This is a genomic window from Rhizobium ecuadorense, from assembly GCF_001187535.1.
In the GTDB taxonomy this organism is placed as follows: Bacteria; Pseudomonadota; Alphaproteobacteria; order Rhizobiales; family Rhizobiaceae; genus Rhizobium; species Rhizobium ecuadorense.
Map to the genome: position 1 here is coordinate 1 of NZ_LFIO01000089.1, position 234 is coordinate 234.

The window sequence follows — 234 nt, forward strand, 5'->3', positions numbered from 1 at the left end:
GATTTCCGCTGGGATCTCGACGTCGGTATATTCGACGTCGTGCGAACCTGTGGCGCGCATGCCCAGGCTGTTCCAGTTCTCGATCACGTGGATGCCGGGCAATCCATTCGGCACGACGAACGTTCCGACGCGCGCGGGCGTTTCGTCGGTATGCGCCCAGACCAGGAAATGCGTCAGACCGTATGCGCCGGTGACGAAGCGCTTGCGACCGGTGATCGACCAGCCGCTTGCCGT

Annotated in this window: 1 protein-coding gene; it reads right to left on the reverse strand. The window is 62.8% G+C overall.

Going from position 1 to position 234, the window contains the following annotated elements; genetic code table 11:
* A partial coding sequence (locus tag AF337_RS03845; RefSeq protein WP_193393567.1) for an acyl-CoA dehydrogenase family protein occupies positions 1 to 234 on the reverse strand: 234 nt, incomplete at both ends.